This is a genomic window from Hoylesella timonensis 4401737 = DSM 22865 = JCM 15640, from assembly GCF_000455445.1.
Classification (GTDB): Bacteria; Bacteroidota; Bacteroidia; order Bacteroidales; family Bacteroidaceae; genus Prevotella; species Prevotella timonensis.
The window spans coordinates 301,632-326,608 of sequence record NZ_HG417091.1; the positions used below are offsets into that span (position 1 = coordinate 301,632).

Annotated in this window: 20 protein-coding genes and 1 tRNA gene; 9 read left to right on the top strand and 12 right to left on the bottom strand. The window is 41.8% G+C overall.

Annotated features, from left to right (window positions below; genetic code table 11):
- Nucleotides 1–54: 54 nt before the first annotated feature.
- The 5 genes from BN35_RS03305 (at nucleotide 55) to folK (ending at nucleotide 3,608) form a co-directional block, all read left to right on the top strand.
- Nucleotides 55–279, top strand: a complete 225-nt coding sequence (locus tag BN35_RS03305; RefSeq protein WP_008122798.1) for a DUF3098 domain-containing protein — start codon at nucleotides 55–57, stop codon at nucleotides 277–279.
- Between the two features lie 15 nt (nucleotides 280–294).
- Nucleotides 295–1,146 (top strand): undecaprenyl-diphosphate phosphatase, encoded by an 852-nt coding sequence (locus BN35_RS03310; protein WP_025072120.1) that lies wholly within the window; start codon nucleotides 295–297, stop codon nucleotides 1,144–1,146.
- A 132-nt stretch (nucleotides 1,147–1,278) separates the two neighbouring features.
- A complete protein-coding gene (gene truB / locus BN35_RS03315) occupies nucleotides 1,279–1,986 on the top strand; it encodes a tRNA pseudouridine(55) synthase TruB (protein WP_025072119.1) in 708 nt (235 codons plus the stop codon).
- A 3-nt stretch (nucleotides 1,987–1,989) separates the two neighbouring features.
- Nucleotides 1,990–3,156, top strand: coding sequence for a tRNA preQ1(34) S-adenosylmethionine ribosyltransferase-isomerase QueA (gene queA, locus BN35_RS03320; RefSeq protein ID WP_025072118.1), 1,167 nt, complete (start codon nucleotides 1,990–1,992; stop codon nucleotides 3,154–3,156).
- Between the two features lie 20 nt (nucleotides 3,157–3,176).
- The gene (folK, locus tag BN35_RS03325; RefSeq protein ID WP_025072117.1) at nucleotides 3,177–3,608 is read left to right on the top strand and encodes a 2-amino-4-hydroxy-6-hydroxymethyldihydropteridine diphosphokinase; all 432 of its coding nucleotides are present in this window, start codon (nucleotides 3,177–3,179) and stop codon (nucleotides 3,606–3,608) included.
- Nucleotides 3,609–3,693: 85 nt separating this feature from the next.
- On the opposite strand, the gene rpsO is transcribed toward folK, so the two are convergent.
- On the bottom strand, nucleotides 3,694–3,963 hold the full coding sequence (gene rpsO, locus BN35_RS03330; protein ID WP_008122789.1) for a 30S ribosomal protein S15: 270 nt from the start codon (nucleotides 3,961–3,963) through the stop codon (nucleotides 3,694–3,696).
- A gap of 972 nt (nucleotides 3,964–4,935) precedes the next feature.
- On the opposite strand from rpsO, the gene typA reads away from it, so the two are divergent.
- Nucleotides 4,936–6,738 (top strand): translational GTPase TypA, encoded by a 1,803-nt coding sequence (gene typA / locus BN35_RS03340; protein WP_028900964.1) that lies wholly within the window; start codon nucleotides 4,936–4,938, stop codon nucleotides 6,736–6,738.
- Nucleotides 6,739–6,952: 214 nt separating this feature from the next.
- Here typA and BN35_RS03345 read toward each other — a convergent pair whose 3' ends face one another.
- Nucleotides 6,953–7,759 (bottom strand): hypothetical protein, encoded by an 807-nt coding sequence (locus BN35_RS03345; protein WP_028900963.1) that lies wholly within the window; start codon nucleotides 7,757–7,759, stop codon nucleotides 6,953–6,955.
- A gap of 354 nt (nucleotides 7,760–8,113) precedes the next feature.
- Here BN35_RS03345 and BN35_RS03350 point away from each other — a divergent pair, with 354 nt between their 5' ends.
- Genes BN35_RS03350 through BN35_RS03360 form a run of 3 tightly spaced genes read left to right on the top strand, consistent with a single transcriptional unit; the run spans nucleotide 8,114 to nucleotide 11,124 of the window.
- Nucleotides 8,114–9,409, top strand: a complete 1,296-nt coding sequence (locus BN35_RS03350) for a replication-associated recombination protein A (protein ID WP_025072115.1) — start codon at nucleotides 8,114–8,116, stop codon at nucleotides 9,407–9,409.
- A gap of 14 nt (nucleotides 9,410–9,423) precedes the next feature.
- The gene (locus BN35_RS03355) at nucleotides 9,424–10,410 is read left to right on the top strand and encodes a D-2-hydroxyacid dehydrogenase (RefSeq protein ID WP_044071175.1); all 987 of its coding nucleotides are present in this window, start codon (nucleotides 9,424–9,426) and stop codon (nucleotides 10,408–10,410) included.
- A gap of 60 nt (nucleotides 10,411–10,470) precedes the next feature.
- Nucleotides 10,471–11,124: a trimeric intracellular cation channel family protein gene (locus tag BN35_RS03360; RefSeq protein WP_036893293.1), complete on the top strand. Its 654-nt coding sequence runs from the start codon at nucleotides 10,471–10,473 to the stop codon at nucleotides 11,122–11,124.
- A gap of 76 nt (nucleotides 11,125–11,200) precedes the next feature.
- On the opposite strand, the gene BN35_RS03365 is transcribed toward BN35_RS03360, so the two are convergent.
- The 10 genes from BN35_RS03365 to thrA form a co-directional block, all read right to left on the bottom strand.
- Nucleotides 11,201–11,824 carry an outer membrane beta-barrel protein gene (locus BN35_RS03365; protein ID WP_025072113.1) on the bottom strand — a complete coding sequence of 208 codons (624 nt, stop codon included), beginning with the start codon at nucleotides 11,822–11,824 and terminating at the stop codon, nucleotides 11,201–11,203.
- Nucleotides 11,825–12,725: 901 nt separating this feature from the next.
- Nucleotides 12,726–12,799, bottom strand: a tRNA-Arg gene (locus BN35_RS03370).
- A 171-nt stretch (nucleotides 12,800–12,970) separates the two neighbouring features.
- Nucleotides 12,971–15,025, bottom strand: coding sequence for a molecular chaperone HtpG (gene htpG, locus BN35_RS03375; RefSeq protein WP_025072112.1), 2,055 nt, complete (start codon nucleotides 15,023–15,025; stop codon nucleotides 12,971–12,973).
- 162 nt (nucleotides 15,026–15,187) lie between these two features.
- The gene (lpdA, locus tag BN35_RS03380) at nucleotides 15,188–16,492 is read right to left on the bottom strand and encodes a dihydrolipoyl dehydrogenase (protein ID WP_025072111.1); all 1,305 of its coding nucleotides are present in this window, start codon (nucleotides 16,490–16,492) and stop codon (nucleotides 15,188–15,190) included.
- Nucleotides 16,479–17,921: an aminomethyl-transferring glycine dehydrogenase subunit GcvPB gene (gene gcvPB, locus BN35_RS03385; protein WP_025072110.1), complete on the bottom strand. Its 1,443-nt coding sequence runs from the start codon at nucleotides 17,919–17,921 to the stop codon at nucleotides 16,479–16,481. The genes lpdA and gcvPB overlap by 14 nt, the downstream gene beginning before the upstream one ends.
- Entirely contained in the window at nucleotides 17,918–19,234 is a 1,317-nt protein-coding gene (gene gcvPA / locus BN35_RS03390; RefSeq protein ID WP_025072109.1) for an aminomethyl-transferring glycine dehydrogenase subunit GcvPA, read from the bottom strand. The genes gcvPB and gcvPA overlap by 4 nt, the downstream gene beginning before the upstream one ends.
- A gap of 7 nt (nucleotides 19,235–19,241) precedes the next feature.
- A complete protein-coding gene (gene gcvH, locus BN35_RS03395; RefSeq protein ID WP_008122768.1) occupies nucleotides 19,242–19,622 on the bottom strand; it encodes a glycine cleavage system protein GcvH in 381 nt (126 codons plus the stop codon).
- A 105-nt stretch (nucleotides 19,623–19,727) separates the two neighbouring features.
- Complete coding sequence (gcvT, locus tag BN35_RS03400) at nucleotides 19,728–20,810, bottom strand: glycine cleavage system aminomethyltransferase GcvT (protein ID WP_025072108.1); 1,083 nt, start codon at nucleotides 20,808–20,810, stop codon at nucleotides 19,728–19,730.
- Between the two features lie 63 nt (nucleotides 20,811–20,873).
- Nucleotides 20,874–21,857 carry a lipoate--protein ligase gene (locus BN35_RS03405; protein WP_025072107.1) on the bottom strand — a complete coding sequence of 328 codons (984 nt, stop codon included), beginning with the start codon at nucleotides 21,855–21,857 and terminating at the stop codon, nucleotides 20,874–20,876.
- A 168-nt stretch (nucleotides 21,858–22,025) separates the two neighbouring features.
- The gene (gene thrA, locus BN35_RS03410) at nucleotides 22,026–24,461 is read right to left on the bottom strand and encodes a bifunctional aspartate kinase/homoserine dehydrogenase I (RefSeq protein ID WP_028900960.1); all 2,436 of its coding nucleotides are present in this window, start codon (nucleotides 24,459–24,461) and stop codon (nucleotides 22,026–22,028) included.
- Nucleotides 24,462–24,977: the final 516 nt, after the last annotated feature.

The window sequence follows — 24,977 nt, forward strand, 5'->3', positions numbered from 1 at the left end:
TTCAGAACTCCACCTTATTATATATAGGTAGGTTCGAATAAACAAATCTATCAGATGGATAAAAGAAATTTTGCGTTCGATAAAGTCAACTTTATGTTATTGGCGATTGGCGTCGTTGTCGTGATTATCGGATTTCTGTTGATGAGTGGAAGTGGCTCTACGGAGACAGCATACAATCCAGACATCTTTAGTGTGCGACGTATCAAAGTGGCTCCAGTAGTATGTTTCTTGGGCTTTGTATCTATTATTTTTGCAATTATCAGAAAGCCAAAAGACTAATACGTTGTGTGATTTATGAGCTTACTTGAGACCATTATTCTGGCAATCGTTGAGGGTTTGACCGAGTTTCTGCCTGTTTCTTCGACAGGACACATGATTATTACCCGCGACTTGTTAGGCATGCAGGCAGACGATCCGTTTATCAATGCCTTTATTGTCATTATCCAGTTTGGTGCTATCCTTTCGGTGGTGACACTTTATTGGAAGCGTTTTTTTCGCTTAGATAACACTCCTGTGCCTGAAGGAACGTCAGTTGTGAAAGCATTTATTCATCGTTGGAATTTCTATTGGAAGCTATTGGTGGCTTTTATTCCTGCTGCTGTTATCGGATTGTTAGCCAATCATTTGATTGAAAAAATGCTGGGGAGTGTCATTGTCGTGGCTGTGATGTTGGTAGTTGGTGGCATCTTTATGCTTTTCTGTGATAGAATCTTTAATCATGGTCAAGAATCAACCTCGTTGACAGATAAGAAAGCTTTTATGATAGGTGTATTCCAATGCATTGCCATGATACCGGGAGTGTCGAGGTCAATGGCAACTATCGTAGGAGGTATGGCACAAGGACTAACCAGAAAGCGTGCAGCGGAGTTCTCATTCTTCTTAGCTGTACCCACCATGTTTGCAGCTACTTGTCTTGATGTATTCAAACTCATCAAAAACGGAGGCGTAGATGCCTTGTCGTCTCATGTCCCCACCTTGCTATTGGGTAGTGCTGTTGCCTTTGTGGTTGCGCTATTGGCAATGAAGTGGTTTGTTAATTTCTTGACGAAATATGGCTTTAAGGTCTTTGGAGTTTATCGAATCATTGTCGGAGGCTTCATCTTGATTTGGCTCATGATGGGACATAGTTTGGCAATGGTCGATTAAGTTCTTAAGTTGAGGGGCTTTTTAGTAAAATTGTTTTGTACACGTGAATGAATAGAGTTGCATACTTTGGAGAACGTTTACATGCCGATGAGTTGAAAAACTCAATCACTTGTCAACTCAAAAATGCACAACATGAACTTTTATAAAGGAGAGATATTTGCTATAGATAAGCCGTACGGTATGACAAGCTTTGGGGCATTGGCACACGTTCGCTATGTCATATCTCGAAAGTTGGGCATCAAGCGCATTAAGATAGGGCATGCAGGAACACTCGATCCATTAGCAACAGGCGTTTTAGTGTTGTGTACGGGGAAGGCTACCAAACAAATAGAGCAGTTACAAGCGCATACAAAAGAGTACGTATGTACGATACAATTGGGAGCTACTACCGCCAGTTACGATTGCGAACATCCTGTAAATGCTATCTATCCAACAGAGCATATTACGCTTGAGCGCATAGAGCAGGTATTAAAACTCTTTGTTGGAGAGATACAGCAAACACCTCCAACCTATAGCGCATGCAAGGTTGCTGGTGAGAGAGCGTACAATTTAAGGCGAGCAGGCGAAGAGGTAGCACTGCAAGCGAAAACGGTGCGTATTGATGAAATAGAGCTTATCCACTTCGACCCCAATACCATGCAGCTACAACTGCGCATCGTTTGCGGAAAAGGAACATATATTAGAGCACTTGCGCGTGATCTTGGGCGCACTTTGGACAGTGGCGCATATCTGACACAACTACGAAGAACCCGTGTTGGTGCATTGACAATAGAGAATAGTATTAATTTCGACCACTTCAAAGAGTGGCTGAATGAACAAGAAATAGATGAAGGACATTAATCAATGAAGCTATCACAATTCAAATTTAATTTGCCAGAAGAGCTCATTGCTCTTTACCCTCATAGTGTTTATCATGAGATAAAGAATGCTCAAGGCAAGAAAGAAATCTCACGAATGACACGTCGTGACGAATCTCGATTGATGGTGTTACACCGAAAATCACAGACCATTGATATGTTTCAAAAGGACAAAAAAGGGAAAGATATCAAGGGGCAATATCTTGAGTTTAGACATGTACTTGATTATTTTGATGAAGGTGATACTTTTATCTTTAATGACACAAAAGTATTTCCTGCTCGATTATATGGTACAAAGGAAAAGACAGATGCCAAGATTGAAGTCTTCTTGCTTCGTGAACTCAATCAGGAAATGCGCCTTTGGGACGTGTTAGTAGAGCCTGCCCGTAAGATTCGTATTGGGAATAAGCTCTTCTTTGATGAGAGCGGCACGATGGTGGCGGAGGTAATCGATAACACAACGAGTCGTGGTCGTACACTCCGATTTCTTTACGATTGCCCGCATGAGGAGTTCAAGCGTGAACTTTTTGCGCTCGGCGAAACACCTTTACCTCGTTACATCATCAATCGACGTGAAGTACCTCATGCAGATGCGCATGATCAGGAAGACTATCAAACCATTTTTGCAAAGCATGAAGGAGCTGTCAGAGCACCTTCTACAGGGCTTCATTTCAGTAGAGAAATGCTCAAGCGTATGGAGATTAAAGGGATACATGACACTTATATCACGCTTCACTGCAGCTTGAGTGCGTTTAATAGCATTGAGGTGGAAGACTTGACTAAACATAAAATGGATTCGGAACAAATGAAGATTGATGCCAAAGCCTGTGAAATCGTCAATCGAACCAAACAAGAGGGGCATCATGTCTGTGCCGTTGGGACAAGTGTCGTCAAGGCTACAGAGACGGCAGTTGGCACCGATGGACTGCTGAAAGAATATGACGGCTGGACCAGTAAATTTATTTTCCCGCCTTATGATTTTGGTTTGGCAGACACGATGATAGCCAATTTCTATCACAGTATGTCACCTTTGCTCATGGAAACGGCAGCTTTCGGTGGATACGAGTTAGTGATGGAGGCTTATGACTTGGCTGTTAAGAACGGTTATAAGTTTGGTTGTTATGGCGATTCGATGCTGATACTGAACGATTAGTCATCGAAAATCTGCGCTCTATGTCCACAGAACACATTGTATATTTAGGGCTTGGGTCTAATTTGGGGCGTCGAGAAGAAGCCATCCAACAGGCGATAGAGCAGATAAAGCTATTGATAGGCACTGTTGACCGTTGCTCTTCGTTATACGAAACAAAGCCTTGGGGCTTTTCGTCCGACCATCTCTTTATGAATGCTTGCATTCGTTGTCGTACTTTCTTGAGTCCTGAAGAGGTGTTAGAGGCTACCCAGAAGATAGAGAAGGTTATGGGGCGAACTGAAAAATCGCACAATGGAGTCTACGAAGATCGTGTAATTGATATTGATATCTTGTTGTATGACAACCTACATATCCACACGCCAGCGCTAACAATTCCACACCCTTTCATGCATGAACGAGAGTTTGTGATGAAGCCTCTATTGGAGATTTTAGACGAAAGTGATGTAATTTGAATGTTTGATACATAAAAAAACTCCTCTGTAATCCATTGTTACAGAGGAGTTTTTAATTTTCCTTAAGCTTAAATGCACTTGATAATTATCGACGTAAGCCAAGAGCTTTGATGATAGAACGGTAACGCTCAATGTCATTATCATAGAGATAATCGAGCAAAGCGCGACGCTTACCTACCAACATCGTCAATGAACGTGCAGTGTTATGATCTTTACGGTTCTTCTTAAGGTGTTCCGTCAAGTGGGAAATACGGTATGAGAACAATGCTATCTGGCTCTCTGGTGAACCAGTATCAGAGTTAGACTTTCCGTATTTGCCAAAGATCTCTTCTTTTTTTGCTTTGTCTAAATACATAGAACTTGTTGTTAAAAATTAATGATAATGCAATAATGCGGTGCAAAGGTAATACTTTTTATTCATAATCCAACTTTTGTCATTCATAATTTCTCCGAAAGCAGTCGCTTTTTAACATTTAGTTACTCTTATTCCACGTCTCTTTCATGGAATGAACTTCTACAACGAAAAGCAACAACAATATAGCAACTATAAAATTGCCGGCACGCTACACGGACTAATAATTAATGCTGAATTTTCTTTACAAAGTGTCTCTCAAAACTCGCGTGAAAACAACCAACGGCAAAGTTGGTCGCAAATACGCGAAAAATGAGCGATGTTTGTAATTCGTTGCTATCGAAAGCTTTACGTTCAGTTTGCGTCCTTTCGTTCCCTTTTTTATCCTTTCTTGACTGCTAACCCATTGAGTTAGGCTAACAATTTGCATGCTTTAATGCTGCTGAAGCATGTGAATAACACCTCTATTGTATGTTTCCAAGACCGTTAAATGAATGTTTTAACTTGAAAAGACATCTTTTTTGGTAAAATCAGCCCATTTTTGTAGAGCGTTTGCCTATTAAATTTTTCTATTTTGAAGATTTTAGATGGTCGATTTTTGGTAAAATAATAGGACAAAAACAACAGATGTTTTTGTTGCAGATGGTCATGTGATGAGAGACGTCGCTCTTTCATAGAAGGCCATTGTTGTTACCACATACAAAGTAAAAGAGGTAAGCAATGAATGCAAGACATGTGAATCGTTTTCTGCTTTACAATTTTTTGTTGAATCAAAAGAGCAAAAATTGTTTTTCGGCTCTTATCACCTTTCTTAAATGCAAGAGCCGTGTCCTCATGCAATTCCTGTATGGCACTTTCTGAACATTAAAAAAATAGAAAAAACATGTTGCCGCAGTTATAAATATGAATGATGAAATAAGAATTATGAATTAAAAGCATTACCTTTGCACGGAATAACGTTTTAAGGATTAAAACATGCAAGACATTAGAAATATTGCTATCATTGCACATGTCGACCACGGTAAAACTACGTTGGTAGACAAGATGATGTTAGCAGGCAAATTGTTCCGTGACGGACAGGATAACAGTGGACAGGTATTAGACTCAAACGATTTGGAACGTGAACGAGGTATCACGATTCTCTCCAAGAACGTTTCTATCAATTGGAAAGGTGTAAAAATTAATATTATAGATACTCCCGGTCACTCCGATTTTGGTGGTGAAGTGGAACGTGTACTCAATATGGCAGACGGCTGTATTTTGTTGGTGGATGCTTTCGAAGGACCGATGCCACAGACTCGGTTTGTGCTGCAAAAGGCATTGGAGATTGGCCTAAAACCCATTGTGGTAGTGAACAAGGTGGACAAACCGAATTGTCGTCCCGATGAAGTATATGAGATGGTATTCGATTTGATGTTCTCTTTGAATGCGACAGAAGATCAATTAGATTTCCCTGTTGTTTACGGTTCTGCCAAAAACGGATGGATGTCTGAAGAGTGGAAGCAGCCCACAGACAACATCGAATATCTGTTAGATAAGATTGTGGAAGTTATTCCAGCACCAAAGCAACTTGAGGGAACACCCCAAATGCTGATTACCAGCTTAGATTATTCCAACTATACAGGGCGTATTGCTGTAGGAAGAGTGCATAGAGGTGTACTCACTGGCGGGATGAACGTTACCATTTGTCACCGTGACGGGACGCAAGAACGCACAAAAATTAAAGAACTTCACACCTTTGAAGGAATGTCTCACGTGAAGACCGACCATGTGGATAGCGGTGATATTTGTGCAGTTATAGGTCTTGAGAAGTTCGAAATTGGCGACACGATATGTGACTTTGAAAATCCAGAACCATTACCTCCCATCGCTATTGATGAACCAACGATGAGCATGTTGTTCACAATAAATGATTCGCCATTCTTTGGGAAGGAAGGAAAATGCGTTACTTCACGCCACATCAACGACCGCCTAAACAAGGAATTGGAAAAGAACTTGGCACTTCGGGTACGTCCCTTCGAGGATGCAACCGATAAGTGGATTGTGAGCGGACGTGGAGTTTTGCACCTTAGTGTGCTGGTAGAAACCATGCGACGCGAGGGGTATGAACTGCAAGTGGGGCAACCTCAGGTTATTTACAAGGAGATAGAAGGGAAGTGTTACGAACCTATTGAAGAGCTAACCATTAATGTTCCAGAAGAGTTCTCCAGCAAAATGATTGACATGGTGACGCGTCGAAAGGGAGAAATGACATCGATGGAAAGCCAAGGAGGACGTACAAATATAGAATTTGACATACCCTCAAGAGGCATCATGGGACTTCGTACCAATGTGTTGACAGCCTCACAAGGCGAAGCCATTATGGCACATCGCTTTAAGGAGTATCAACCTTTCAAGGGCGAAATTACACGTCGTGTCAACGGAAGTATGATTGCCATGGAGACAGGTACGGCATACGCTTATTCTATTGATAAGCTTCAAGACCGTGGTAAGTTCTTTATCGACCCTGGAGAAGAGGTATATGCGGGTCAAGTGGTAGGCGAACATGTACATGATAACGACTTGGTGATCAATGTAACCAAAGCCAAACAGCTTACCAACGTGCGTGCCAGCGGTTCTGATGATAAGGCTCGTGTGATACCTAAGGTGGAGATGAGCTTGGAAGAATGTCTTGAATATATCAAGGCTGACGAACTTTTGGAGGTAACCCCCAAGAGTATGCGTATGCGAAAGACAACACTCGACCATACTGAACGCAAACGACTCAACAAAGATTAGGAAACAATCAACGCTCAACTTATAGAAACTCTTACCCCGAAAAGGTAAGAGTTTTTTGCGTTAGATATTCTTCTGCCATTTGTCTTGAGTGAAAATTGCTGTTTAACTTTGTCGTTTGTTGATGTCACTCCCTTAGAATCAAATAAAAAAAAGAAGATGTATCTATCGATACACCTTCTCATAATAATTTGTTGTGTGTATAAAAAGTTAAGATTTAGAATTCTTCATCGTCTGCTACATCTTCAGCTTCTAAGTCTAAGTCTTCTGGCTCTGAATCAAATGTGGTGCGATAGCTTTCTTCAGTAAGCTTGTCTTCGTCGAACGTGTCGTCATCTTCTTCCTCGTTATCCTCTATGTCTTTTCCTTCGTCCAATGCTCTCTTTTCATTGAAGTCGAATTCATCGTCCGAATCAGATTTTGCAGAAGATAGTTTAGAAGATTTCTTTTCCATCTCTGGTTTCGCTTTAGCGAAGATAGCTTCTACCCATGCACCCTTTGCAATCTCTAAGACTTCAAAGCCGTCATTTACTTTTTTCTCATACATTCCTCCTGCGTTATGCAGTCTATTCTGCGGCAATGTGGTTGTACTGATGTCGAATCCGCTTTCGATAATGTCCTTAATGCTTTGCGATAACGAGTCCCATCCACCGCCAAAGTTACGATCAAGTACCTCTAAAAGTTTGCTGGCTGTGATATGTCTAATGTTTTCGTAACTCAAATCTGTTACGCGCAAAATAGCTTTCTTCTTGATAGCGTATTTTTGCTTATTAGCTCCATCAATGCGAAGAGCTTTAACCTTAAAGCCTCTCTCTTCATATTTTTTGATGATTACAGGCTTATCAATCTTTACCTCTTCGATTTCAAATGCACTTCGAATCACATCTAAGTAATGACGCATGTTATCCTTGAGGTCAGCATCCTTTTCTGCTGCCTCCCACAACCTGAAAACATCATTTTCTTGAATATCCCACACACTGCTCTTGGTCAGTGTCTTAAGTGATAATGCATCTTTTTGTTTCATAAATCTTTAAGTCGTCGTTCAATTGTTAATTACAATGTTCTAAAATACGAAAGCTATTGATTACTAATCAATCTATTGGTTAGAAGGTGGTGAAAGCTTTTTGGATTACGCTATTTTACTCATCCTATTGCGCTATCAATCCTCCTCATTTCTCACGCTGCAAAAATATATACTTAATTTATATTTGACAAACTTTTCCTACGATTTTTTGAATGAAGCCAAAAAAACATAGTTTATGCTTTTCGTTCATGAAAGTTTTCGTATCTTTGCGATAATGGAGATGCGCTTTTTGTAGCCAAAGAAAGCCATTGATAAAGATCCTTTTAAGAGGACTAATGAAGAAGGAAAGACGATATGAGTGAACCCTTAGCAGAACGAATGCGGCCCCGTACGCTTGATGAATATGTTGGGCAACAGCACTTGGTGGGGAAGGATGCCGTTCTACGCAAGATGATAGAATCTGGTCACGTCTCTTCTTTTATTCTGTGGGGACCACCTGGTGTTGGTAAAACCACACTTGCACAGATTGTCGCAAACAAGTTAGAAACGCCTTTTTATACCCTTAGTGCAGTGACCAGTGGTGTGAAGGACGTGCGACAAGTCATTGAACGAGCAAAGAGTAATCATTTCTTTCAAACCTCTTCACCTATCTTGTTTATTGATGAGATTCATCGATTTAGCAAGTCACAGCAAGACTCTTTGTTAGGAGCTGTGGAGAGAGGAATCGTTACGCTGATAGGAGCAACGACTGAAAATCCGTCTTTCGAAGTGATTCGACCTTTGCTTTCACGTTGTCAGCTGTATCTACTCAAACCTTTAGGTAAAGAAGATCTCTTGAAACTATTGCAACGCGCAGTGAATGAGGATGTCATATTGAAGAACCGAAACATAGAACTTCAAGAGACAGGTGCATTACTTCGCTATAGTGGGGGTGATGCTCGCAAACTACTTAACATTTTAGAATTAGTGGTTAGTGCTGCCGAAACAGAAAAAGTGGTGGTGACCGATCAAATTGTGGAGCAACAGTTGCAGCAGAATCCCTTGGCTTATGATAAGGGAGGTGAAATGCATTATGATATTATTTCTGCCTTTATCAAAAGTATTCGTGGTAGTGATCCCGATGCAGCACTGTATTGGATGGCTCGAATGATAGAGGGAGGAGAGGACCCTCAGTTTATTGCACGCCGATTAGTGATTAGTGCTGCAGAAGACATAGGATTGGCTAATCCCAATGCCTTGCTGTTAGCAAATGCGGCATTTGATGCGGTTATGAAAATTGGGTGGCCTGAAGGTCGGATTCCTTTAGCTGAAGCAGCTGTGTATTTGGCTACCAGTCCTAAAAGCAATTCAGCCTATTTGGGCATTGATAAGGCTTTGTCAATCGTTCGGGAAACGGGGAATTTGCCTGTTCCATTGCCATTGAGGAATGCACCCACACAACTAATGAAGGATTTGGGATATCATGATGGTTATCTGTATAGTCATGATTATCCCGGGCATTTCGTTCAACAACAGTATTTACCAGATGCTTTGCAGCATCATAGAATATGGCATGGGCAACACAGTCCTGCCGAAGAGAAATTATATCAGTGGATGCTTCAATGCTGGGGCGACAGATATAAAGACGCATCCACATCAGAAAACAAATGATTAAAACATAATAAATGATGGATTCAAAACAACAACAGAGAAGATATAACATCGTAATTTTAGATGGTCATTGTGCTAATCCTGGGGATTTATCTTGGGAGGAACTTAAGGAGTTTGGACAATTGAAGATATATGATCGTACTTCGCAAGAGCAAGTCGTAGAACGTTCCATAGATGCTGACATTTTGTTGGTGAACAAAACAAAAATAACAGCGAACGAACTCCAACAGCTACCACAATTAAAATATATCGGTGTGTTAGCAACGGGCTTTAATCATATCGACATTGAAGCAGCATACAAACAAAATGTTGTGGTGAGCAACATACCCTCTTATAGCACTTACAGCGTTGCGCAGATGGTGTTTGCAAGCATTTTTGCGATTTCAAATCGTGTGGAACATTATGCACAGCAGACTCGAGAGGGAAGGTGGACCCAAAACCCTGATTTTTGTTACTGGGATACTCCTTTGATTGAAGTCGCGGGGAAGACATTGGGAATCGTTGGTTTGGGACATATTGGCACCAAAGTCGCACACATTGCGCGGGAATTTGGCATGGAAGTTTATGCTTTCACCAGTAAGAATGCAGTTGATTTACCCGAAGGAATTCAGAAGACAACGTTGGATGGATTGTTTTCTGTAAGTGATATTCTAACTTTACATTGTCCGTTGACGCCAGAAACTCGTGAGCTAATCAATGCAGAGAGCTTGAAAAAGATGAAACAAGGAGCCATCTTAATCAACACAGGTCGTGGACCTTTGGTGAATGAGGCGGATGTTGCTGTGGCTCTTCAATCAGGGAAGTTGGCTGCTTATGGTGCTGACGTGATGTGTCAAGAACCACCAGCAGCAGATAATCCTCTACTTCAGCAACCCAATGCATTCATCACGCCCCATATAGCTTGGGCTACACAGGAGGCAAGAAAGCGATTAGTCAATATTGCCATCAACAATGTGAGAGCTTTCGTGCAGGGGGAACCTACCAATGTGGTGAACAAATAACTTCATTTTTAGTCCTTTATAATTGCAAGATTTCAAGAATATTATACCTCTTTTTATAATATGTATTCTCCTGAATTATTTTTCAGACGTCCTGAATTTATTTATACACTTCAGCAAGTAATAGAGTTTTTGGGAACTTTTGCATTTGCTATTTCTGGTATTCGTCACGCTGCTGCCAAGAAGTTCGACTGGTTTGGAGGTTTTGTATGTGGCATTGCCGTAGCGATTGGTGGCGGTACGATTCGTGATGTCATGTTAGGAGTCACTCCTTTTTGGATGACATCTTCTATTTATATAATATGTACGATATTCGCCCAAGTATTCGTGATTGTATTTTCCAAGTCTCTGAAACGATTGGATAATACATGGTTTGCCTTCGACACCCTTGGCTTGGCGTTGTTTACCATTGCAGGAATGCAAAAAACGTTAGCTTGTGGTTTTCCTTTTTGGATAGCTATCATCATGGGGTGCATGACAGGTTGTGCCGGTGGTGTTATTCGAGATGTGTTGTTGAATAATATTCCCGTTATTTTCCACAAAGAAATTTATGCCTTGGCGAGTATCGTTGGAGGTGTGACTTATTGGGTGATGTATTCTTTAGGCGTAGATGTGAGTGTCACTGTCGTTACTGTATTCTCGGTTGTTTGTGTCATTCGCTATCTTGCAGTTAGATTTCATATCTCACTCCCACAATTGCCAACAGAAGATGAATAGAGCTTTAGAAAATGGCAGGATGATTCGCAGGACAAGAATCATTCTGCTATTTTTCTTGTTTTAGCCAAGACAATCTTTAGAAAATTTTGAATTGGTAGCCTAAACTCACCATGATGGAGTTGTTCTTTGCAGGTCCCAAAAGTTGTTTCGCTTTGGTGGTCTCGGCTATTTTCTTGATAGGAATGTTGTAACGGGCATCCAAACTCAAGTTTTTCCACGTCACTGATGCGCCAACAGGAATGGCAAAATCGTTGGTGTTGAGTTCCGACTTGATAGTTTTTCCATTGCATTTCATGGATATTGCTTTCCCCGTATGAAAGCCAGAATATATGCTAAAATGATTACCAATGTACTGTTTTAACAGAAAGTCAATGTAGATGAAATTAAATTGGTAATTAAATTTTTCCGTTGGGGCATCTTTCTTGAACGGTTTTGCGCTGTTTGCTCCCTGATGTACAAACATGAATTCGGGTTGAACAGAGAAGTGCTTGGTCAGAAAAGATTCTGCAAAAAGCCCTCCAAATCCTGTAATCTTCGGATTATTTTTAACATTTGTCAGCTTGCAATACATGGCGCCACCCTTTGCACCAATGTATGTATCCCATGGATTGCGTTCTGACTTATACTTAAATGTAGACTGTGCCAAACAGATATTGCAGCATGCAACAACCCCCAATATTATGATAAAAAACTTTTTCATATACACATTTACCTTAGATGCGGTAAAATTAATGTTTTTTTATGAATTTACAAAGCGTTTTCTTTGATTAAAAAATTAAAGCGTTGGTAAGCACATGAAATCTCCTATTCACTCAAATGTTTTCCATATTTACATATTCTTATATCTTTCTATATATCAGTGAGTTGCGATTTGTTAACAACATACGAAAACTGTTTCATGGATGTAGACCTCTGATCTCATTGAAATATTAAAACGCATGCAGATTTATAGAGGAACAGGGTGAGAGGATCAATATAGTAATATCAAGTGAGTAAACTTAAGAGAAGTTTGTACAAAGTAGCTAATTGGATGTGAGATGGAAGTTAATCGGGAAACCCTGTGCCAGTGAACATATCCAAGCCGCCTTCTTATTTCGTATCATTTTTGGTCATGGCATTCGTCGTTTTTGTCCTATTATTTTACCAAAAAACGGTCATCTAAAATCTTCAAAATAGAAAAAAATAATAGGTAAACGACATGCAAAAATGGGCTGATTTTACCAAAAAAGAAGTCTTTTCAAGTTAAAACATTGACTTTACGGTCTTGGAAACATGCAATAGAGGTGTTATTCGCATGCTTCAGCAACATTAAAGCATGCAAATAACACGCTTAACTCAATAGGTTAGTCGCCAAGATAGGGTAAAAAATGAAATGAAAAGATGCGGATTAAGCGTAATGCGTTCAATAACAATGAATTGTAAACCTCGCTCATTTTTCGCGTATTTGCGACCAACTTTGCCGTTGGTTGTTTTCACGCGAGTTTTGAGAGGCACTTTGTAAAGAAAATTCAGCATTTATTATCCTTCAATGCAGCGTACGAAAATCCATGTTGTCGAGGGGAAAAAAGAAAAGGATGTGTTGAAAAACACATCCTTGAGAGTGACTCCCGCGGGATTCAAACCCACAACCTTCTGATCCGTAGTCAGATGCTCTATTCAGTTGAGCCAGGGAGCCGAAGTGCATTACTTTTGTAATTGCGTTTGCAAAGGTATGGAGTTTTTGCGATAACGCCAAACATTTTCACAACTTTTTTTCGAAAGAAATAAAAAAACGCCACTGCGGTGAGTGGCGTTGAATACATATAAGTGGTTTGTCAGCTCTATGTTTTAAGCCTTGAAAAACTTCTTATCGAATTAAATCAATACTACGCTTTAAGAATTTATCGAGACCAGCTCCCTTCAACATGCCATTTTGTAACAAAGCCAAGTCTATGAGTTGGTGTACGATTTTATTGTCTTTAGCCGCATTGGCAATGATGTCTGCTTTCTTTTGTTTCTGCTCATCGATTGCTTTTTGCGTATTTTCAACATCTTGTTTTTCTTCTTGCGTTATTTCTTCTGGCTTCTTTTTCTGTTGACTCTGATGCAGAGCTGCCAATCTTGCTTCTTGTCCTTTGATTTCACTCTCAATGGGTTTCAAGGCATCGGCGGTAGTTTTGCTGCAATTGTCGAGTACATTTTGAATCAGTTTGTGATCGCTGTTCAGTACTAATGTAAACATATCGGGCATGCTCCCATAGAAGCCCATGCCAGCTTGATACTTGCTCATCTCCTTCATACGACGCATATATTCGCTCTGGGTAATGATGAGTGGCATGGCTGATTCGCCTAAAGCTTGCACCTCTACATTAAATTCAGCCTGATTGATTTTAGGCAGTTGTGATTTGAAAACTTGTGACAAATTGTCACGATCGTTCTTGTCTAACTTCGACTCCTTGGTCTCTTCTTTTACAATGATACGATCGATGATGTCTCCGTCTACACGACTAAATCGGCTCTTTTCAAACTTTTGTTCAAACATAGATACTGTTGCAACGTCCAATTGTCCGTCAAAGAGTAAGACGCTGTAGCCTTTGTTCTTTGCTGACTCTATGTACGTGTATTGCTCATCCTTGTCGGTTGCATAGAGATAGATGAGTTGTCCGTCTTTATCTGTTTGGTTATCTTTAATGAGGGTGCGGTATTCATCGAAGGTAAAGTATTTGCCATCTACGTCCTTGAATAGGGCAAAGTCTTTAGCACGGTCATAGAAATCTTCTTGAGAGAGCATGCCGTAGTTGATAAATATCTTGAGGTCGTCCCACTTCTCTTCGTAATTTTTACGGTCTTCTTTGAAGATAGATTGCAAGCGATCGGCTACTTTCTTGGTGATATAGGTTGAAATCTTTTTTACGTTAGCATCACTTTGAAGATAGCTACGGCTCACGTTCAATGGAATGTCGGGAGAGTCGATAACGCCATGCAACAGGGTAAGGAACTGCGGTACAATGCCTTCTACCTGATCTGTAACGAAGACCTGATTGCTGTACAATTGTATTTTGTTGGGTTGCAGCTCAATGTTCGACTTTACCTTTGGGAAATAAAGGATACCAGTGAGGTTAAACGGATAATCCACATTGAGGTGTATCCAGAACAACGGTTCGTCCTGCATGGGGTAGAGGGTGCGATAAAAATTCTTATAGTCCTCGTCCTTTAATGTAGAAGGAGCTTTTGTCCACAATGGTTCGGTATCATTAATGACATTGTCTTCTGCGGTTTCAACCTGTTTGCCGTCTTTCCACTCTGTTTTTTTACCAAAGGCTATCGGAATAGGCAAGAACTTACAATACTTGTTGAGTAGTGTTTGGATGCGCTGCTCTTCCAAAAATTCTTTGCAGTCGTCATCGATATAAAGCACGACATCGCTTCCACGGTCAGCCTTTTCAGTCTCTTCTATGGTGTATTCTGGGCTGCCGTCGCAACTCCATTTCACGGCTTTCTCGTTTTCCCTGTAGCTTTTGGTAATAATTTCCACTTTCTTACTAACCATAAAGGCAGAGTAGAAACCTAATCCGAAGTGTCCAATAATGCCATTGGCATTGTCTTTATACTTCTCCATGAAGTCGTTTACACCCGAAAAAGCTATTTGGTTGATGTATTTGTCTATTTCCTCAGCGTTCATACCAATACCACGATCGCTGATTGTTAATGTGCCTTTTTCTTTGTCTAACTTAATATGAATGGTCAAATCTCCTTCTTCGCCTTTGAAATCTCCTTGTTTTGAAAGAGTTTTCAACTTTTGAGTAGCGTCAACGGCATTGCTCACTAACTCTCGAAGAAATATCTCGTGATCAGAATAGAGAAACTTTTTAATAACGGGGAAGATATTCTCTGTTGTAACCCCAATATTACCTTTTTGCATTGTATAATAATGTTTTTATGAATTCGCATAAAAGGTAATGCAAATAATGTGCCAAATAAAAAAGTTGGAAGAAAGTGGATTAGCTGGGCTATCATCAATAGACGATAGCCCAACTATGCAACACGATCTTCCAACTTTGTAAAGATATTCGTGACAAGGCTTTTAGCCTATTGCGATATCTTGCAAGATTTCACCCAAAGTGGGGTGGGTGTGAATAATATCCTTCAGCTGATTGAGCTTAATATTCAGGTTCATCAACGCCGAAACTTCTTGAACAAGTTCTGCTGCATGAGCACCATAGACATGGCATCCAATAATCTTGTCCTCCTCATCTGTGATGAGTTTCACCATTCCTTCGGTTTCTTCGATAGAAAGCGCACGGCCGTTTGCACGATAGTAGCCTTTCTTAGTCTTGTATGCTATGTTCTCTGCCTTGCATGAATCCTCGGTCTTGCCTACGCAAGCGGCTTCAGGATAGGTGAATACGGCAGCGGGCATGATGTCGAATCGAATGTTATCGTCTTTGCCAAGTATGTGATTGATGGCTCTCATTCCTTGGAATGTGGCAGCGTGTGCTAACATTTGTCGTCCATTCACATCCCCAATGGCATAAATGCCACTTACGGATGTTTCCATATTGTCATTGACTAAAATGCCTTTTCTGTCGTAGGCAACCCCTGCGGCATCAAGATTTAGTCCTTCGATATTGGCAGCCCGTCCAGTTGCAATAAGAATAGTATCTGCTTCTACACTTTGTTCTTTTCCTTTTTGTTCAAAGTATATTTTGCCATTTTCTACTTTCTTTACTGCAGCTTGCAAATAGAACTGAATGCCTGTCTTTGCCAAACATTTTCTTAATCGCTTTGCAATATCGCTGTCTAATGTCGGTAAGCATTCCTTCATGAATTCGACTACCGTTACCTGACTGCCGAACTGTGCGAAGGCAGATGCAAACTCCATACCAATGACACCAGCCCCTACGATACACAACTTTTCGGGGATGTGGTCAATGGAAAGCAATTCTGTAGAGGTAAAGACATTGGAATTTCCGTGGGGATTGTAAACAATACCCTCGATAGGAGGTACTTTTGCTTGCGATCCAGAGGCTATGATGACGTATTTCGCCGCATATTCCTCTCCGTTGGCAACAATGGTTTTAGCGTCCTTAAAAGATGCCTTGCCGTGTACCAATGTAATGTTAGGTTGGGAAAGTAATGTCTCTACTCCTGCTTTCAATTGCTGGATAGCTTCATTTTTTCTTGCCATCACCTGTTCGAAGGCAGGCTTTTCTTCTTTAGAGGCATCGTGTGCCAAACATTTGGTTGGGATACATCCACAATTAAGACACGTTCCGCCTGCTTCTAAAGCTTCGAATATGATGACCTGAAGGCCATTCTTCGCAGTATAATCAGCAGCGCGATAGCCTCCAGGACCACTTCCAATGATGATTAAATCAGTTGTTGTCATCGGTCAATTGCTTAAAGGTAAGTATAGGATGCTTGGCTGCTTCCACATCGTTCACACGCTTAATAGGTGTTTCGTGCGGTGCGCTTTTCACGATTTCAGGGTCGTTCTTTGCCTCGTCGGCAATCTTGCGCATCACCTCTATGAATGCATCCAGCGTTTCCTTGCTTTCGTTTTCGGTAGGTTCTATCATCATTGCCTCGTGGAAGAGTAATGGGAAATAGATCGTTGGAGCATGGAAGCCATGGTCTAATAAACGCTTGGCAACGTCCATTGTGGTTACTCCAGTGCTCTTGTCCATGAGACCATCAAACACAAACTCATGCTTGCAAATGGTGTCTATGGGGAGTTTGTAAACGTCTTTCAAGCATTCTTTGATGTAGTTGGCGTTCAATGTGGCATAAGGTCCTACCATCTTGATATTTTCCTTGCCTAAGGTGAGGATGTAAGTGTAGGCTCTCATATAGGTGAGGAAATGTCCGTGATAAGGATGAACCGTAATGGTAAAATGCCCTTTTGCATTGGTTGCACAATTATTGGTGGGTAAGAAATCTACCAATTTCTCGCAAACACCCACAGGACCAGAGCCAGGACCGCCGCCTCCATGTGGGGTAGAGAATGTTTTATGTAAGTTGATGTGCATCACATCAAATCCCATATCGCCTGGTCTACATTCACCCAGCAGCGGATTAAGATTTGCTCCATCGTAGTACATCAAACCACCGCAGTCATGAATGAGTTTGGTAATCTCTGGAATATGTGTCTCGAAGAGTCCCAAAGTGTTGGGGTTCGTCATCATCATTCCAGCAATGTCGTCTCCTAAGAGTGTCTTGAGGTGCTCTACATCCACTAATCCATCGGCGGTACTTTTTACCTCTACCACTTCTAATCCACATACCGCAGCCGATGCGGGATTTGTTCCGTGGGCAGAATCAGGTACGATAATTTTGGTACGCTTCGTATCGTTGTTTGCTTGGTGATATGCACTGATAATCATGAGTCCCGTTAATTCTCCATGAGCTCCTGCACATGGATTAAGCGTAAAGCGAGACAATCCTGTTAAAGCGCATAAGGCTTGTTGCAAATTCTCATACACTTCTTTTGCGCCTTGCACTGTTTCAGCAGGTTGAAGTGGATGCAAATTAACAAATGCAGGGTGTGCTGCCATCTCTTCATTGATAGTTGGATTGTACTTCATGGTACACGATCCCAGCGGATAAAAGCCGTTGTCAACGCCAAAGTTGTTCTCACTATGGTTGGTATAGTGGCGCACTACTGTCAGTTCATCACACTCTGGAAGCTCGGCATCGACTGTCCTTTTTAATGTGGCAGGTATTTCATGTCGTCCAAATTCATTCTTTGGAAGCGTATATCCACATCTTCCAGGGTGAGAAAGTTCAAATATTAAGTTATGATATAGTTGATGGTTCATGGCACGAGTTCTATTAGTTGATCAATTTCCTCCTTTGTTCTCTTTTCGGTTACAGCCAACATGAGCATGTCATCACCAACTTGTATACCACCAAAGATGCCATTTTCAATGAATCGTTGTTGAAGTTCTTGGAGGTTACCGTCATACTTCACGCAAAATTCATTGAAGAAAGGCTGATTGTAAGCCAATGTGAAATGTCCTGTTTTCAATAGCTGTTCACATAGATAATGTGCACCGTCATAAGACAATTGTGCAGCTTCTTTCAATCCTTCTTTACCCATTAAAGAAAGATATATCGTTGCCCAAAGTGCCATTAATGATTGATTTGAACAGATATTTGATGTCGCTTTCTGTCGGCGGATGTGCTGTTCGCGCGCTTGTAGCGTGAGGACAAACACACGTTGACCTTCTTCATCGATGGTTTTCCCAACGATACGTCCTGGCATCTTGCGCACAAGTTTATCCGTACAGCACATATATCCTACATACGGACCACCCCATCCCATGGGAATGCCCAATGATTGAGCTTCGCCAACGGCGATGTCTGCGCCCAATTCTCCTGGTGTTTTGAGCAATGCCAAATCAGAAGGATTGCTGTTCATGATGAACAATGCCTTTTGTTCATGGCACTTATCGGCTACACCTGTGTAATCTTCTACAATGCCATAGTAATTGGGATATTGTACAACCACGCCAGCAACGCCACCTTCAGCTAATTTCTGTTCCAAATCTTCTTGGTCGGTAATGCCTTCCCGTGCTGCTATCATTTCAATATCTATCTGTTGAAAATGTGCATAAGTCTTGATAACAGAAAGGATTTTTGGGTCTACTGTTTCAGAAATGAGAACTTTATTTGCCTTTTTATGGTTCGCTTTCGCCATCAATACAGCTTCTGCTGTGGCAGTAGAACCGTCGTACATAGACGCATTGGATACATCCATACCCGTCAACTCTGCCATCATACTTTGAAATTCAAAGATATAATGAAGTGTTCCTTGTGATACTTCTGCCTGATAAGGCGTATAGCTGGTTAAAAATTCTGAGCGACTCACCAAGGATGGAACTGCTGATGGTGTGTAATGATCGTACACGCCAGCACCAGCAAAGCAAGTGAGTTGTTGGTTTTTTGCTCCTAATTGATTAAAAAATTGGCGAATCTCTATTTCACTTTTTGCTCCAGGAATGTCGAATTCACCACGGAAACGCACTTCTTCTGGAATTTCTTTGAATAAGTCTTCAAGAGATTTTACACCAATTTTATCCAACATATCAGAAACATTCTCTTCTGTATGTGGAAAAAACTTGTAATTCATAACCATATTACTTTTTACAGAATTCTTCATAAGCCTTGGCATCCATCAAACTCTCTAATTCGGATTTATCAGACAGTTCCAATTTCATAATCCAAGTTTCAAAGGCATCTTCGTTAATTTTCTCTGGTGTATCTTCAAGTTCTTCATTCACTTCAACCACCGTTCCACTTACTGGACTTTCCAAATCACTTGCAGCTTTTACGCTCTCTACAGCACCAAAGTCATCGCCAGCTTCAATTTCATCATCCACTTCTGGAAGATCTACATAAACAATGTTGCCCAAAGCTTGCTGTGCATAGTCTGTGATTCCAACATAACCAATATTACCTTCTACTCTTACATACTCGTGCGACTCGCTGTAATAGAGTCCTTCAATTACTTTTGCCATATTCTTTTGATCTATTTTTTTGATGATTTTTTGTTATTTATTACATTCGATGAAACATGCAGTGATAGTCATCGTCACAGATTTTCATAAAATATGTTTGCTTTTCTAATGTTTGTTGAGAAATCTCTTCTTGACAACTACACAGGGGAATGTTTTCTTTCTAATTTGAACTTCCAGTTCTGTACCGAGTTTAGAATGTTCCAAATCTACTAAGGCAAACGCCAAACTTTTATCCAAACTGATAGAGTGATAGCCTGTAGTGATAATACCTACCTGCTGTCCGTCTTTCATAACGGGATAACCATGACGAGGAATAGCTTTGCCCTCTAATTCCAGTCCAATGACTTTTTGCTTTGGTTTTTCTTCTTTTTGCTTGGCGATAGCTTCCTTTCCAATGAATTCGGGCTTATCTAACTTGCAGAACATGCTTAGTCCTGACATTACTGGTGTGATGTCCTTAGATAACTCCATTCCGTAAAGAGGAAGACCTGCCTCAAAGCGCAAAGTGTCACGACAGCCCAAACCGCAAGGTGTACAACGCTTGCTCTCCATTAAAGCATCCCATGCTTGAACGATATAAGCTTGTGAGCCATATATCTCGAAGCCGTCTTCTCCCGTATAACCAGTGCGACTTACAATAATTTGCTCACCATTGACGTCTATTGTCTTTGCTTCGTAAAACGCCAAATCTTTACAAGATAGGTGTAATACTTCTTCCACAACGCTTTCTGCCTCTGGTCCTTGAATTGCCAACTGACTGTAATAGTCTGAGCAATGGTCAATGGTTACATCGTAACCTTCTGCGTGCTGACGTATCCATTCTACGTCTTTGTCAGTGTTGGCGGCATTGATGACTAAGAAAAATTCGTTTTCGCCCATCTTGTAAACCAACAAGTCGTCTACGGTTCCTCCGTCAGGATAGAGCATCATTCCATAAAAGATGCTGTTTAGGGGAGCATTGGTAACATCATTAGTAAAGATGTAGTTCACATATTTTTCTGCATCTTTCCCTGTAATGTAGACTTCGCCCATGTGGGAAACATCGAAAACGCCACAGTGTTGGCGCACAGCATTATGCTCTTCAATAATAGATGAATACTGGATAGGCATGTCGTAGCCACCAAATGGTTGCATTAAAGCACCCAAGGCTACATGTCTGTCATGCAGACAAGTTCGTTTATTTTCCATATTTTATAAATTTAGGTTTGTACATAGATTTATTATTAGCGGTTAAAAAGTGCCATTCTATTGTTATTGTTTTGGCGGCTCTACAATCAAGTTGACCAATTGTGCCTTGTTCAAGTTTCTAATGATGTGGTTCACTTGCTCTGGTAAAGCCGCTTCTACGGCTTGCTTGGTGTATGGGATGTTTTGCAATGGTTTCAAGATAGCATTGTCAAGGTCGCCCGTCAGGAAATAATCTCCCATGATGTTCACGTGCTTGATGACGTTGTTCTTGAGTTCCATAAGCACCTCCAACTCGCCCACATTCTCGATGCGTTGCTTGTTGGTCATCGTGTAACGCGGATTGTTGCCATAGGTGAACTCATCCGACAGGTAGTCTTGCTCTATCTCTTCAATGCCCTTGATGTCCTTCTCTGTAAGGGTGAGGGCGGATGAGCATAGAAACTCCTTCGTTTGACGCTTCACTTCTTCTATGGAGAGTGTGGTATAATCTTTGAGCAAGGCAATGTGTTGGCGAACGCTTTGCACGCCTTTACTGTTTAACTTCTGTTGACTTGGCGTGATACTTGCTACCATATTCTGAAGATTGGTGTCGTAGAGCATGGTGCCATGTACGATGCTCCACTGCGGAACATGATAGAAAGCATTTCCCGACACTTTCTTCCCATTAATCAAAATGTCGTTTCTGCCCCCTGCTTCGGCATTTATTCCAAGTTGTCGAAGCATTTGCACAATGCGGTCGATGTACTGGGTGAAAACAAGATTTACTTGATCATTGTGCGTAATATACGAGAACAGCAAGCAGCCCTCGTCCACATAAATACATCCTCCACCACTCTTACGCCGAAGAAGATGAATACCTTTTTCTCGGCAATAAGGTAAATTTATTTCGTTGTCTATTAACTGGTTACGTCCAACCATCACCGTAGGAGGGACTTGCCAAATAAAGAAATAATCTTCGTTATCGGCAATATGTCGTGCTACGTATTCTTCGGTGGCAAGGTAAAAACTGGTTAACCTATTCTTCTCTGGAACATCAATATAAATCATTGATTGCTTTTCATTTTAGATTGTTTGACTACAAATATAATGATTTGTCATCGATTACACCAAAAAATCAATGATTTTTTTGTAATCTTCACATGAATGCGTTTCAGAGTTCCTCTTCGGCAATGTTTCTTCATAGTTTTGTTCATCATCCTCAGTCCACCTTATATATTATATATTGGCTATCGACATGATATTGGCAAACACGCCTGCGGCAGTGACATCGGCACCTGCACCATATCCCTGTATTTGCATGGGGTAGGCTTTGTAGCGTTCGGTGGTGAGCAACACGATGTTGTTGCTACCTTCGAGGTTATAGAAGGGATGCGACTGTGCTACTGCTTGCAGACCGACTTTCATTTTTCCATGCTCCATAGAGGCTACGAATCGCCATCGCTCACCTTGCTGTTCGAGGGTGCGACGACGTTTCTCGAAGTCATCGTCCAATTGTGGTAGCCGCTTCCAAAATTCGTCCACGCTACCTTCAAAATATTCATCAGGCACAAACAGGTGTTTCTCCACCTCTTCTTGTTCTGCCTTGTAGCCAGCCTCGCGTGTGAGGATGACCAGCTTGCGGATCACATCCTTTCCGCTCAAGTCGATGCGTGGGTCGGGCTCACTATACCCCTCTTCTTTGGCACGGTGTACAGTCTCCGAAAATGGCACATCGGCTGTCAGCTCGTTGAAGATGAAGTTGAGCGTGCCACTAAGTACGGCTTCAATCTTCAGAATCTTGTCTCCCGAGTTGCGCAGGTCGTTGATAGTGCCGATAATGGGCAGTCCTGCTCCCACGTTGGTTTCGTATCTGAACTTTACTCCTCGTGTCACGGCGGTTTGTTTCAATCGCATATATTCGTCGTAAGGCGATGAGGCGGCTATCTTGTTGGCTGCCACCACACTGATGTTATGTTCTAAGAGGGGTTGATAGAGGGCGGCAATCTCGCCACTTGCCGTACAGTCTACAAAAACAGAGTTAAAGATGTTCATGCCGATGACGGCTTCACACAATTTCTGTGGTGAACTGAGTTCTGATGCTTGCAACTCTTCTCGGTAGGTCTGCAAGTCTAAACCGTCACGGTTGTATATGGCATGTTTGGATGAGGCGATGCCTACCACGTTGAGTTTGAGTCGGGAATGTTCCTTCAGTTCATCGTATTGCGACCGTATCTGCTCTATGAGTTTGCCTCCTACGGTGCCAATGCCACAGATAAAGAGGTTGAGCACCTTGTATTCGGACAGGAAGAACGAGTCGTGCAGCACGTTCAGGGCTTTGCGCAGGTAGGCAGCTTCTATGACTACGGAGATGTTGGTCTCACTGGACCCCTGTGCAAAAGCAATGACACTGATGCCCGAACGCCCTAATGTTTCAAACAGTTTGGCGGCTATTCCTGGCAGGTGACGCATGTTCTCACCCACAATGGCAATGGTGGCAAGCCCACTTTGTGCCTCCATGGGGAACATAGCACCCGTTTCTATCTCTTTGGCAAACTCTTCGTTGAGTACAGCTACCGCAGCATCTGCATCCTGTTCGCGTACACCAATGCTGGTAGAGTTCTCCGAAGACGCCTGACTTACCATGAATACCGATATGCCATGGTTCGCCAAGGCGGTGAAGATGCGACGGTTGACACCAATGACACCCACCATGGACAGTCCTGCCACGTTGATAAGTGTGGTACCCTTAATACTTGAGATGCCTTTGATAGGCTTGCCATCGTTTTTGATTTTTGCCTTAATCATGGTTCCCTCACCGTCGGGATCGAACGTGTTCTTCACCTGTATAGGGATGTTTTTCACACATACAGGGTAGATAGTGGGCGGATATACCACCTTGGCACCAAAGTTGCACAGCTCCATCGCCTCGATGTAGCTGAGTTCATGAATCGTGTAGGCAGCCTTGATTACCTTGGGATCGGCTGTCATAAAGCCATTTACATCTGTCCATATTTCCAGAATGTCGGCATCGAGTGCGGCGGCAATGATAGAGGCGGTGTAGTCTGAGCCGCCTCTTCCCAAGTTGGTAGTCTCGTGTGTGTCTTTGTCCTGACTGATGAATCCCGGCACCAAGGTAATGGTGTGCTGATGCGAAAAGGCGTCTCTCACCAACTGCTGAGTGAGCGTGCTGTCCAATACATGCTTGTTGTGTTTGCGCTCGGTCTTGATGAATGTGCGGGCATCTATCCAACGGGCATTCTCTACTAAGGTGGCAACGATGTGCGAACTTAGTCGCTCGCCGTAGCTCACGATGGTGTCTTCTGTCTTATGACTCAGATCGTGGATGAGAAATACACCGAAGTAGATGGAACGGAGTTGTTCGAACAGCGTGTCTACCTTGTGATATAGTTCGCTGTGCTTGATGTTGTCAGTGATAACGGAATCAATGAGTTGGTGGTGTCTCTCCACCATATTGTCGAAGGAGTCTTTCCAAGTTTCATTGCCCGACAGTGCCAATTGTGCTGTGCTTAGCAGTTGGTCGGTGATGCCTCCCAATGCGCTTACTACCACAACAACGGGTTGTCGTTGGGCTTCTCTCTCGACAATCCTCTTCAGTGAGAGGATGCTTTCCACGGAACCAACGGATGTTCCGCCAAACTTCAATACTTTCATGTAGTGTTCTTTTTATCTTGTTGTGCCGCAATGTAGCCCAAATCGGGGGTGCATCACAATAGAGTTATTCTCTCTTATAGCAGGGTGGAACTTTCACCTCGCTTACTTTCCGTCGGTGGGATTTTTTCTCAAAGGCGGTTCATCTATTGCGTCCATTTAGACTTAGATAAGGGCAAATGTACAAAATTTCTTGAAATCAGCCCTTATTTTCATCCATATAATTTGCAAAGCAATGCTTGTATCTCCCTGCTCTTTTATTGAAGAGTGATATTTTATACTGCGAAAAGACACAAAAGGAATAGTGTAGGTTATATTGATGATACGCTACATGGAAGGGAAATAAATGCTGAATTTTCTTTACAAAGTGTCTCTCATAACTCGCGTGAAAACATCCAACAGCAAAGTTGGTCGCAAATACGCGAAAAATGAGCAATGTTCATAACTTACTGTTATTGAAAGTGTTACGACAAAGTCTTCGCTTTTTGTACCATTTTTTGCCCTTTCTTGGCTGTTAAA